The following is a 12,562-nucleotide window of genomic DNA, read 5'->3' on the forward strand; positions in this document are numbered from 1 at the left end:
CCCACATTGATGCAAGCTGGCCCACCGCTGTCGCGAGCAAGCTTTGCTCCCACAGAGGCCCATGGTGGGCCAGATCCTAGCCCTTGCTGCGCAGCATCTCCTTGGGCACGTACTTGCCGATCTCGAACTTGCCAATCGCGGCGCGGTGGACTTCATCCGGGCCGTCGGCCAGGCGCAGGGTGCGTTGCATGGCGTACATGTAGGCCAGCGGGAAATCGTTGGAAACCCCAGCGCCACCGTGGATCTGGATCGCCCGGTCGATGACCTTCAAAGCCACGTTCGGCGCGACGACCTTGATCTGGGCGATTTCGCTTTTCGCCACTTTATTGCCCACGGTGTCCATCATGTACGCCGCCTTCAGTGTCAGCAGGCGCGCCATGTCGATTTCCATCCGCGAGTCGGCGATCCTGTCGATGTTACCGCCCAGCCGCGCCAACGGCTGGCCAAAAGCGGTGCGGCTGACGGCCCGCTTACACATCAATTCCAAGGCGCGCTCGGCCATGCCTATCGAACGCATGCAGTGGTGAATCCGGCCCGGACCTAGGCGCCCCTGGGCAATCTCGAAGCCGCGGCCTTCACCCAACAGGACGTTTTCGTACGGCACCCGCACGTTATCGAACAGCACCTCGGCATGGCCGTGGGGCGCATCGTCGTAGCCGAACACCGGCAACGGCCGGACGATCTTGACCCCAGGCGTGTCCACCGGCACCAGGATCATCGAATGCTGGGCATGGCGTGGGGCATCGGGGTTGCTCAGCCCCATGAAAATCAGGATCTTGCAGCGCGGATCGCAGGCGCCTGAGGTCCACCATTTCTTGCCGTTGATCACCCACTCATCGCCGTCACGCTCGGCGCGGGCGGCCATGTTGGTGGCGTCCGAGGAGGCCACGTCCGGCTCGGTCATGGCAAAGGCCGAGCGAATCTCACCGCGCAGCAGGGGTTCGAGCCAGCGTTGCTTCTGTTCTTCGTTGGCGTAGCGCACCAGCACTTCCATGTTGCCGGTGTCCGGCGCCGAGCAGTTGAACGGCTCCGGCCCCAGCAACGAACGCCCCATGATCTCTGCCAATGGCGCGTATTCCAGGTTGGTCAGGCCGGCACCCAGTTCGGACTCTGGCAGGAACAGGTTCCACAGGCCTTCCGCCTTGGCCTTGGACTTGAGCTCTTCCATGATGGCCGTGGGTTGCCAGCGGTCGCCTTCGGCCACTTGCCGTTCGAACACCGCTTCGGCCGGGTAGACGTAGGCGTCCATGAACGCCGTGACGCGTTCACGCAGTTCCTGAACCTTGGGGGAATAGGCAAAATCCATGAGCAGCACCTTCTTGGCAGAGGTTGTTTTAGGTCATGAAATCGATGCTAGTTCAGCTACGAAAATTTACCTAACCTATTCTCGGCGTGTATTAACATTCATCACCGATATATGTTTCACTGATTCTCATCGCCACCCGGCACCTCACAACAAGCCCAAGAACAAGAGTGCAGCGCCATGAATCTGAGCAAGGTCGACCTCAACCTTTTCATTGTCTTCGATGCGATCTACACCGAAGCCAACCTGACCCGCGCCGGGCAGATCGTCGGCATCACTCAGCCAGCCGTGTCCAATGCCCTGGCCCGTCTGCGCGAGACCTTCAACGACCCCCTCTTCGTGCGCACCGCCCAAGGCATGGTGCCGACGCCCATGGCCCAGAACATCATCGGCCCGGTGCGCAACGCCTTGTCACTGCTACGGGTGTCAGTGCAGGAAAGCCGGATCTTCAACCCGCTGCAGGCCGTCAAGACCTATCGCATCAGCATGACCGACCTCACCGAAGGCGTGATCCTGCCACTGCTGTTCCAGCGCCTGCGTCGCCTGGCGCCGACCGTGGCGATCGAGAGTTTCCTGTCCAAGCGCCGTGAAACCACCAAGGAACTGGCCGCCGGCCGCCTCGATTTCGCCGTGGACGCGCCGCTCAACACCGACCCGCAGGTGCGCCACGTCAAGTTGATGGAAGATCGCTACGTGTGTGCCATGCGCAAGGGCCATCCCCTGGCGGGCAAGGAAAAGATCAGCCTCGACGATTACCTGGCCCAAACCCACGTGCACATCTCCAGCCGCCGCAACGGGCTGGGTTACGTTGACCTGGCCCTCGGCAAGATGGGCATCCAACGCAAGATCGCCTTGCGCTCCCAGCATTACTTGATGGCCTCCCAAGTGCTGCAGCAGACCGACATGGTCATGACCGTCCCCGAGCGCTTTGCCCGGCGTCACGATTTGCACGCCTTCCTGCTTCCGGTCAACGACGTGCCACCGGTGGAAACCCATCTCTACTGGCACGAAAGCACCGACCAGGACCCGGCCAACCGCTGGATGCGCGAGCAGATGATCGAGCTGTGCCAGCAGGTGACGGCCCATGAGAAGAAGCTCGATCAGGTGGTGTAAGGTTATAGACCGCGTCATCGTTCTTCGCGAGCAAGCCCGCTCCCACATTAGTCCTGAGTACATGCTGCATTTGTGTACGACGCAGAACCTGTGGGAGCGGGCTTGCTCGCGAGGAGGCCCGCACAGGCAACACATCCGCGATTGCTTGACGCGCACGTCAACCTGCCTTTAGCTTAGCGCCAACCCTTTCGTTTCGAGCGCTTCCATGAGCAGCCAGACCTACAGCATCTCCGACCTCGCCCGCGAATTGGATATCACGACACGGGCCATCCGTTTCTACGAAGAACAAGGCCTGTTGAGCCCGGAGCGACGGGGTCAGGAGCGCATTTACTCGCCGCGGGACAAGGTCAGCCTGAAGCTGATCCTGCGTGGCAAGCGCATTGGTTTTTCCCTCGCTGAGTGCCGCGAGCTGATCGAACTCTACGACCCCACCAGCGGCAACCAGAAACAACTGCACAGCATGCTGGCAAAAATCGCCGAGCGCCGGGAACAGCTCGAGCAGCAATTGCTGGACATCGAACAGATGAAGCTGGAACTCGACACCGCCGAAGAACGTTGCATCCAGGCGCTGGAGCAGACGCTCAAGGGCGAGGAAATCGCCCAGTAACAACACGACTCCCTTGTGGGAGCGGGCTTGCTCGCGAAGGCGCCCGGACAGTCAATATCAATGTCGACTGACACGCCGTCTTCGCGAGCAAGCCCGCCCCCACAATGGAGCAGCACTCGCCACTATTACAGGTCACTCTCCATGTCCCTCCCCTCCTTTGTACGCTTGATCGAAGTCGGCCCCCGCGACGGGTTGCAGAATGAAGCCCAGCCCATCAGCGTCGCCGACAAGGTGCGTTTGGTGGACGCCCTGAGCGCCGCCGGCCTGGGTTACATCGAAGTCGGCAGTTTCGTCTCGCCCAAGTGGGTGCCGCAAATGGCCGGGTCCGCCGAGGTGTTCGCGCAGATCCAGCGCAAGCCCGGTGTGACTTATGGCGCCCTGGCGCCCAACCTGCGGGGGTTCGAAGATGCACTGGCGGCGGGCGTAAAAGAAGTGGCGGTGTTCGCTGCCGCGTCCGAAGCGTTTTCCCAGCGCAACATCAATTGCTCTATCAAGGAAAGCCTGGAGCGTTTCGCGCCGATCATGGACGCCGCCAGACAGCACGGCGTCAGTGTGCGCGGCTACGTCTCTTGCGTGCTGGGCTGCCCGTATGAAGGGGCGGTCAAGCCTGAGCAGGTCGCGTGGGTCGCTCGGGAGCTGTATGCGATGGGCTGCTACGAAGTCTCCCTGGGTGACACCATCGGCACGGGCACCGCTGGCGCCACCCGCAGGATGTTCGAGGTGGTGGGCGCCGATGTGCCGCGGGACAAACTCGCCGGTCACTTCCACGACACTTACGGCCAGGCCATGGCCAATGTGTACGCCAGCCTGCTGGAAGGCATCGCGGTCTTCGACAGCTCCATCGCCGGCCTCGGCGGCTGCCCGTATGCCAAGGGCGCCAGCGGTAACGTCGCCACCGAAGACGTGCTGTACCTGCTCAATGGCTTGGGTATCGAAACCGGTGTCGACCTGGACGCACTGATCGCCGCGGGCCGGCAGATTTGTGACGTGCTCGGCCGCCCCAGCGGTTCGCGCGTGGCCAAGGCCCGCAGCGCACAGTGAGGTGTTACCGCTGGCTTTGTAACAGCGGCGAAACGAGTAACACGGAAACAATTTGTCGGGTTTGGTCCGTCAGGTTTTTCAGCCGAAAATCACAACCTATTGATTTGTATAGAATTTTAAAAGTTGGCACGCCACCTGCTATATCTCTGGCATAACAAGAATAAAAAAACGCAGCAAACCCAATAAAAACAAGACGAAACGACTCTGACATAACAAAAACAACACGGCAGAGACGCAGCTAACAGATTTTTTTGGAGAAGATGGGCTTTTCAGGGTGCTTCCAGGAGCAACCCGCAACCGGGCAGAGAACAATAAAACTACCTTCAGGTAGCTCCCGAATCGGTTGGATCGCAAAGCGAAAAAGCAAATCAGCGCTCAAAAAAATACGTTTGCTCTTGATCCCGGATGGGGATCGCCAAAAACAGCGGTAAAGGGCCACGGCTGCCAATAACAACAACAGGCCGCCCCTCAATAATAAAAAAAGAGCACGCGACGACAAAATTAAAGGGGAGCTTCGGCTCCCCTTTGTGCTGTCTGGGGTTTGGGTTTTGTGGGAGCGAGCCTGCTCGCGAAGGGGCCCGGACAGTCAATATCAATGTCGATTGACACACCGCTTTCGCGAGCAAGCCCGCTCCCACAAGGCAATGCTGTTCACTTAAGGCAATCGACAAACCCGTGGCGAGGGAGCTTGCTCCCGCTGGGCCGCGAAGCGGCCCCAAAACCTCTCAATCGCGGCGTATCAGGCACACCACACCCGCCGGTTTACGCCTGCTTCGCAGCCGAGCGGGAGCAAGCTCCCTCGCCACAGGTTCATCATTTTTAAGTGAAAGGCATTAGCCCCCACAGGGGATCTTGCTCACCCTTCTCTATCACGCAGTTCTTCGATGCTGATTTCGCGCATGCGGAATTTCTGGATTTTGCCAGTGACCGTCATCGGGAACTCTTCAACGAATTTGAAATGACGCGGCGTCTTGAAATGGGCGATGCGTTCCTTGCACCAGGCTTGCAGCGCTTGCTCGGAGGCGCTGTGGCCGGGGTGGAACTTGATCCAGGCGACGATTTCCTCGCCATAGCGCGAACACGGAATGCCGATCACTTGCACATCCGCCACCGCCGGATGGGTGAAGAAGAACTCCTCCAGCTCGCGCGGGTAAATATTCTCCCCGCCACGAATGATCATGTCCTTGTTGCGCCCGACGATGCAGACGTAACCCTGCTCGTCCATGGTCGCCAGGTCGCCGGTGTGCATCCAGCCCTGGGCGTCGATGGCATCGGCGGTGCCCGTGGGGTTGTTCCAGTAGCCGAGCATCACACTGTAACCACGGGTACACAATTCGCCGACCGCGCCATGCGGGACGACCTGGCCTGCCTCATCGATAATCTTGCTTTCCAGGTGTGGCTGGGTGCGGCCGACGGTGGTCACCCGCAGCTCCAGCTCGTCTGAAGGACCGGTCTGCAACGACACCGGACTGGTTTCCGTCATGCCGTAGGCAATCTGCACTTCAGCCATGTGCATCTCGTTGATGACCCGCCGCATCACTTCGATCGGACATGTAGCCCCAGCCATGATGCCCGTGCGCAGGCTGGACAGGTCGAAGTCGAGCCGCTGCGGCTGGTCCAGCAGGGCGATGAACATGGTCGGCACGCCATATAGCGCGGTGGCTTTTTCCTCGGCCACGGCTTTTAGCGTCAGCAACGGGTCGAAGGCATCGTTGGGGTAGATCATGGTGCTGCCATGGGTCATGCAGCCCAGGTTGCCCATGACCATACCGAAGCAATGGTAGAGCGGCACCGGGATCACCAGCCGGTCGCCAGCCGTCAGGCCCAGGCTTTCGCCGACCATGTAACCGTTGTTGAGAATGTTGTGGTGGCTGAGGGTCGCGCCCTTGGGAAAGCCGGTGGTGCCGGAGGTGTATTGGATATTCACGGGCTGATCGAAGTGCAGGCTGGATTGGCGCTCGGCCAGTTGTCCTGGCGTCACCGCCGCCCCCAGGGCGGCCAGTTGTGACCAAGGCAGAAAGCCTGACGGGGGTTGGGGATCGAGGCTGACTACACCGCGCAAATCCGGCAGGCGTTCGCTCTGCAACTGGCCGATCGATTGTTCCGCCAGCTCCGGAGCCAGCGCTTGCAACATGGCGTGGTAATCCGAGGTCTTGAACGCCCCGGCACACACCAGCCATTGGCACCCGGACTGTTTGAGCACGTATTCGAGTTCGGAGACTCGATAGGCCGGATTGATATTGACCAGAATGACGCCGATCTTCGCACTGGCAAACTGGCTGATGCACCACTGGGCGCAATTGGGCGCCCACACGCCGAGACGGTCGCCGGTTTTCAAGCCCAGCGCCAACAAGGCCCGGGCATGCAGATCGACGGCCTCAGCCAGTTGCCCCCAGGTATAACGCAACGATTGATGACGAACCACCAACGCCTCGCCCTCTGGATGACGGGCCACGGTCTGGTCGAAAACCTCGCCAATGGTTTGCGCCAGCAAGGCCTTGTCCTGCGAGCCGCGGGTGTAGCTGAGCTGCGAATGCGAACCGGTTTGATCCATGACGCCCCCTCTTGTCTTTATTAGTGGGTGTAGCGGTGGAACCTCATGCACGAATGTCGTAGTGGCTGGTAGGAGCTGTGTAGGAGCTGTCGAGTGCAACGAGGCTGCGATCTTTCCAAAGACACTTGAATCCCAAGCGAAAGATCAAAAGATCGCAGCCTTCAGCAGCTCCTACATGCGCTCGAGCGGGAGCAAGCTCCCTCGCCACAAAAGCTGTTTCAAAACACCCGTACTCTGGCTTAAGTTGACGTTAACGTAAAGGTCGATTGACAGCCTCTCGTCGCAGGCTTACGTTAACGTAAAGGTAGAGCATTTCCCGCTCTCCGCACCCGATAAAAAAGCCAAAGGTGTCCCATGAGCTACCCATCCCTGAATTTTGCCCTCGGCGAAACCATCGACATGTTGCGCGACCAGGTGCAAGCCTTCGTCAAGGCCGAACTGGCGCCCCGCGCAGCGCAGATCGATATCGACAACCTGTTTCCCGCTGACATGTGGCGCAAATTCGGTGACATGGGCCTGCTGGGCATCACCGTACCGGAAGAATACGGCGGCGCTGGCCTGGGCTACCTGGCCCACGTGGTGGCGATGGAAGAAATCAGCCGCGGCTCGGCCTCGGTCGCCCTCTCCTATGGCGCCCATTCCAACCTCTGCGTGAACCAGATCAACCGCAACGGCACTCACGAACAGAAAACCAAGTACCTGCCCAAACTGATCAGCGGCGAACACATCGGCGCCCTGGCGATGAGCGAACCGAACGCCGGCTCCGACGTAGTTTCCATGAAACTGCGGGCCGACAAGCGCGGCGACAAATACGTCCTCAACGGCAGCAAGACCTGGATCACCAATGGTCCCGATGCCAACACCTACGTGATCTACGCCAAGACCGACCTGGAAAAAGGCGCCCACGGCATCACTGCTTTCATCGTCGAGCGCGACTGGAAAGGCTTCAGCCGCAGCAACAAGTTCGACAAGCTCGGCATGCGCGGCTCCAACACGTGCGAGCTATTTTTCGATGACGTCGAAGTGCCGGAAGAAAACATCCTCGGCGCCCTCAACGGTGGCGTGAAAGTCCTGATGAGCGGCCTCGACTACGAGCGCGTGGTGCTGTCCGGAGGCCCGACCGGGATCATGCAAGCCTGCATGGACCTGATCGTGCCCTACATCCACGACCGCAAACAGTTCGGCCAAAGCATCGGCGAATTCCAGCTGATCCAAGGCAAGGTCGCCGACATGTACACCCAGCTCAACGCCAGCCGCGCCTACCTGTATGCGGTGGCCCAGGCTTGCGAGCGCGGCGAAACCACCCGCAAGGACGCCGCCGGGGTGATCCTCTACAGCGCCGAGCGCGCCACGCAAATGGCCCTCGACGCGATCCAGATCCTGGGGGGCAATGGCTACATCAATGAATTCCCCGCCGGTCGTCTGCTGCGGGACGCCAAGCTGTATGAAATTGGCGCTGGGACCAGTGAGATTCGTCGGATGTTGATCGGCCGCGAACTGTTCAACGAAACCCGCTAACGGAGCTGACCATGGCCACGCTGCACACTCAGCTCAACCCGCGCTCACCGGAGTTCATCGCCAACCGCGAGGCGATGCTCGGACACGTCGAAGCCCTGCGCACCCTGCTCGCGCACATTCGCCAGGGCGGCGGACCCAAGGCCCAGGAGCGGCATACTTCACGAGGCAAATTGCTGCCCCGTGAGCGCATCAACCGATTGCTGGATCCGGGCTCGCCGTTCCTGGAGATCAGTCCATTGGCGGCCCATGAAGTCTATGGCGAAGACGTGCCGGCGGCCGGCGTGATTGCCGGCATTGGCCGCGTGGAAGGCGTCGAATGCATGATTGTCGCCAATGACGCGACGGTCAAAGGTGGCTCCTACTATCCGTTGACGGTGAAAAAACACCTGCGCGCCCAAACCATCGCCCAGCAGAATCGCCTGCCGTGCATTTACCTGGTGGATTCAGGCGGCGCCAACCTGCCGCGCCAGGACGAAGTATTCCCGGACCGCGAGCACTTTGGCCGGATCTTCTTCAACCAGGCCAACATGAGCGCCCTGGGTATCCCGCAGATTGCCGTGGTCATGGGTTCCTGTACCGCTGGCGGCGCTTATGTGCCGGCCATGGCGGACGAGGCGATCATGGTCCGCCAGCAAGCGACGATTTTCCTCGCCGGCCCACCCTTGGTAAAAGCCGCCACCGGTGAAGTGGTCAGCGCCGAAGACTTGGGCGGCGCCGATGTGCACTGCAAGATTTCCGGCGTGGCGGATCACTATGCCGAAAGCGACGAACATGCCCTGGCCCTGGCCCGGCGCAGCGTGGCCAACCTCAATTGGCGCAAACTCGGTGAGTTGCAGCGTCGCCAGCCCATCGCCCCGCTGTATTGCAGCGATGAGCTGTACGGCGTGGTATCGGCCGATGCCAAGCAGCCGTTCGATGTGCGGGAAGTGATCGCGCGCCTGGTGGACGGTTCGGTGTTCGATGAGTTCAAGGCGCTGTTCGGCACGACCCTGGTGTGCGGTTTCGCTCATTTGCACGGCTACCCGATCGCAATCCTGGCCAACAATGGCATCCTCTTCGCCGAGGCCGCGCAGAAAGGCGCGCACTTCATCGAACTGGCCTGTCAGCGCGGGATCCCGTTGCTGTTCTTGCAGAACATCACCGGTTTCATGGTCGGGCAGAAATACGAAGCCGGTGGCATCGCCAAGCACGGCGCAAAACTGGTGACCGCAGTGGCCTGCGCCAAGGTGCCGAAATTCACCGTGATCATCGGCGGCAGTTTCGGCGCGGGCAACTACGGCATGTGCGGCCGCGCCTATGATCCACGGTTCCTGTGGATGTGGCCAAACGCGCGAATTGGCGTGATGGGGGCCGAGCAGGCGGCCGGCGTGCTGGTGCAAGTCAAGCGTGAACAAGCCGAACGCAGTGGCCAGCCCTTCAGCGCCGAGCAGGAAGCCGAGATCAAACAACCGATCCTCGATCAGTACGAAGAACAGGGTCACCCCTATTACTCCAGCGCACGGCTGTGGGACGACGGCGTCATCGACCCGGCCCAGACCCGCGATGTACTGGGCCTGGCCTTGTCCGCGTCACTGAACGCGCCTATCGAACCGAGCCGCTTCGGCGTGTTCCGGATGTAAACGGGGAATGACCATGGAAAACTTCAACACCCTCGAACTGCACACCGACCCGCGGGGCGTCGCCACCCTGTGGCTCAGTCGCGAGTCGAAGAATAACGCGTTCAACGCCGAAATGATCCGCGAACTGATCCTCGCCCTCGATCACGTCGGCAGCGATCCAAACCTGCGTTTCCTGCTGATCCGCGGTCGCGGCAAGCATTTCAGCGCCGGCGCCGACCTGGCCTGGATGCAGCAGTCGGCCGAGCTCGACTACCACACCAACCTCGATGACGCCCGGGAACTGGCGGAGCTGATGTACAACCTCGCCAAACTGAAGATTCCTACGCTGGCTGTCGTCCAGGGTGCGGCGTTCGGTGGCGCGCTGGGGCTTATCAGTGCCTGTGACATGGCCATTGGCGCCAATGAAGCACAGTTTTGCCTGTCGGAAGTGCGCATTGGCCTGGCCCCGGCAGTGATCAGCCCGTTCGTGGTGCAAGCCATCGGCGAGAGGGCGGCGCGTCGCTATGCGCTGACAGCGGAACGTTTCGACGGGCAGCGTGCGAAAGAGATCGGTTTGCTGTCGGAAAGTTACCCAGTCGAGACCCTGGACCAGCAGGTCGAACAATGGATCGACAACCTGTTGCTCAACAGCCCGGCGGCCATGCGCGCCAGCAAGGAACTGCTGCGTGAAGTCGGCAACGGCGCCCTGACCCCGGCGCTGCGACGCTATACCGAAAACGCCATCGCCCGCATCCGCGTCAGCGCGGAGGGCCAGGAAGGCCTGCGGGCCTTTCTGCAAAAGCGTGCGCCGAACTGGCAAGCCGAATCGAATAACAAGGAGTCGCGTCGATGAGCGCCCCTGCCCTCACTACGTTGCTGGTGGCCAACCGCGGCGAAATCGCCTGCCGCGTGATGCGCACCGCCAAGGCCATGGGCCTGACCACCGTTGCGGTCCACAGCGCCACCGACCGTGATGCCCGCCACAGCCGTGAAGCCGACATTCGCGTGGACCTGGGCGGCAGCAAGGCTGCCGACAGTTACCTGCAAATCGACAAATTGATCGCCGCAGCGAAAGCCAGCGGCGCCCAAGCCATCCATCCCGGTTATGGCTTTCTGTCCGAGAACGCCGGGTTCGCCCGGGCGATTGAAAGCGCCGGGCTGATCTTCCTCGGTCCACCGGCCTCGGCCATCGACGCCATGGGCAGCAAATCGGCGGCCAAGACGTTGATGGAGACCGCCGGAGTGCCGCTGGTGCCCGGCTATCACGGCGAATCCCAGGACCTGGAGACCTTTCGCGACGCCGCCGAGCGCATCGGCTACCCGGTATTGCTCAAGGCCACCGCCGGCGGTGGCGGCAAGGGCATGAAAGTCGTCGAGGACGTCAACCAACTGGCCGAAGCCCTGGCCTCGGCCCAGCGCGAGGCGCAGTCCTCGTTTGGCGACTCACGGATGCTGGTGGAAAAATACCTGCTCAAGCCACGCCATGTGGAAATCCAAGTATTTGCCGACCAACATGGCAACTGCCTGTACCTCAACGAGCGCGATTGCTCGATCCAGCGCCGCCACCAGAAAGTCGTGGAAGAAGCCCCCGCGCCCGGCCTGACCCCGCAATTGCGCCGGGCCATGGGTGAAGCCGCCGTGCGCGCGGCCCAGGCGATCGGTTATGTCGGGGCCGGTACGGTGGAGTTCCTGCTGGATGCCCGGGGCGAATTTTTCTTCATGGAGATGAACACCCGGTTGCAGGTCGAGCATCCGGTCACCGAAGCGATCACTGGACTGGACCTGGTGGCCTGGCAGATTCGCGTGGCCCAAGGCGAGCCATTGCCGCTCGCTCAGGCGCAAGTACCGCTGCGCGGCCACGCCATCGAAGTGCGGTTGTATGCCGAAGACCCGGCCAACGATTTCCTGCCCGCCACCGGGCGGCTGGCGTTGTATCGCGAATCGGCCGAGGGGCCGGGGCGGCGAGTCGACAGCGGGGTTGAAGAAGGCGATGAAATCTCGCCGTTCTACGACCCGATGCTCGGCAAGCTGATCGCCTGGGGTGAAGACCGCGAGCAGGCGCGCTTGCGGCTGTTGAGCATGCTCGACGAATTTGCCATTGGCGGGCTGAAGACCAACATCGGCTTCCTGCGACGGATCATCGCCCACCCCGCCTTCGCAACGGCGGAACTGGACACCGGATTTATCCCACGTTACCAGACGCAATTACTGCCAGAGCCCGGCGAATTGGATGACGCGTTCTGGCTCGCCGCCGCCCAAGGGTTCGCCTTGAGCCTGACCCCGCGTGTACGCGGCGATGATGCCGAATCACCCTGGGCCAGCACCACCGGGTTGCGTCTGGGGCTGCCCAGGGAAACCACCTTGCACCTGAGCTGTGAAGGCCAGGATCGCGCACTGACGCTGGACGGCACCGTCTGTCGCGCGGAACTCAAGGGTGAGCAACTGACGGTCGAGCACCACGGCCTGCGCCGCAGCCACCGGGCCATTCGCCAGGGCGACAGCTTGTACCTGCAATGGCAAGGTGACCTGCACCGGATCGACCTGTACGACCCGCTGGCCGCCGCCGAAGCCAGCCACAGCCATCAAGGCGGCCTGGTGGCGCCCATGAACGGCAGCATCGTGCGGGTCTTGGTGAATGTCGGCCAGACAGTGGAGGCCGGGGCTCAACTGGTGGTGCTGGAGGCCATGAAAATGGAGCACAGCATTCGTGCGCCCCAAGCTGGCGTGATCAAGGCGCTGTACTGCCAGGAAGGTGAAATGGTCAGCGAAGGCAGCGCCCTGGTGGCGTTCGAAGAATAGGCATCGGCCCGCTCCCAGGGCCGATCCAG

General features: G+C 61.4%; 9 protein-coding genes. 7 read left to right on the top strand and 2 right to left on the bottom strand.

Annotated elements, in window-relative coordinates:
- Positions 1-76: 76 nt before the first annotated feature.
- Positions 77-1,306: an acyl-CoA dehydrogenase gene (locus M1D99_RS19555; RefSeq protein ID WP_434571165.1), complete on the bottom strand. Its 1,230-nt coding sequence runs from the start codon at positions 1,304-1,306 to the stop codon at positions 77-79.
- A gap of 177 nt (positions 1,307-1,483) precedes the next feature.
- On the opposite strand from M1D99_RS19555, the gene M1D99_RS19560 reads away from it, so the two are divergent.
- From M1D99_RS19560 to M1D99_RS19570, 3 genes are all read left to right on the top strand, one after another.
- Positions 1,484-2,416, top strand: a complete 933-nt coding sequence (locus M1D99_RS19560; protein WP_186710034.1) for a LysR family transcriptional regulator — start codon at positions 1,484-1,486, stop codon at positions 2,414-2,416.
- Between the two features lie 205 nt (positions 2,417-2,621).
- A complete protein-coding gene (locus M1D99_RS19565; RefSeq protein ID WP_186730703.1) occupies positions 2,622-3,023 on the top strand; it encodes a MerR family transcriptional regulator in 402 nt (133 codons plus the stop codon).
- A 141-nt stretch (positions 3,024-3,164) separates the two neighbouring features.
- Complete coding sequence (locus M1D99_RS19570) at positions 3,165-4,064, top strand: hydroxymethylglutaryl-CoA lyase (protein WP_434571167.1); 900 nt, start codon at positions 3,165-3,167, stop codon at positions 4,062-4,064.
- 856 nt (positions 4,065-4,920) lie between these two features.
- Here the strand turns inward: M1D99_RS19570 and M1D99_RS19575 are convergent.
- Entirely contained in the window at positions 4,921-6,618 is a 1,698-nt protein-coding gene (locus M1D99_RS19575; RefSeq protein ID WP_434571168.1) for an AMP-binding protein, read from the bottom strand.
- A 354-nt stretch (positions 6,619-6,972) separates the two neighbouring features.
- Here M1D99_RS19575 and M1D99_RS19580 point away from each other — a divergent pair, with 354 nt between their 5' ends.
- The 4 genes from M1D99_RS19580 to M1D99_RS19595 are packed head-to-tail and all read left to right on the top strand — an operon-like array spanning position 6,973 to position 12,533.
- Positions 6,973-8,136 carry an isovaleryl-CoA dehydrogenase gene (locus M1D99_RS19580; RefSeq protein WP_250965215.1) on the top strand — a complete coding sequence of 388 codons (1,164 nt, stop codon included), beginning with the start codon at positions 6,973-6,975 and terminating at the stop codon, positions 8,134-8,136.
- Between the two features lie 11 nt (positions 8,137-8,147).
- Positions 8,148-9,755 (top strand): carboxyl transferase domain-containing protein, encoded by a 1,608-nt coding sequence (locus M1D99_RS19585; protein WP_434571172.1) that lies wholly within the window; start codon positions 8,148-8,150, stop codon positions 9,753-9,755.
- 13 nt (positions 9,756-9,768) lie between these two features.
- Positions 9,769-10,587, top strand: a complete 819-nt coding sequence (locus M1D99_RS19590; protein ID WP_186710025.1) for a gamma-carboxygeranoyl-CoA hydratase — start codon at positions 9,769-9,771, stop codon at positions 10,585-10,587.
- A complete protein-coding gene (locus tag M1D99_RS19595; RefSeq protein ID WP_458130644.1) occupies positions 10,584-12,533 on the top strand; it encodes an acetyl/propionyl/methylcrotonyl-CoA carboxylase subunit alpha in 1,950 nt (649 codons plus the stop codon). Before M1D99_RS19590 ends, M1D99_RS19595 begins: the two co-directional genes overlap by 4 nt.
- The last annotated feature ends 29 nt before the right edge of the window (positions 12,534-12,562 follow it).

Source organism: Pseudomonas sp. R3-41 (assembly GCF_054161485.1).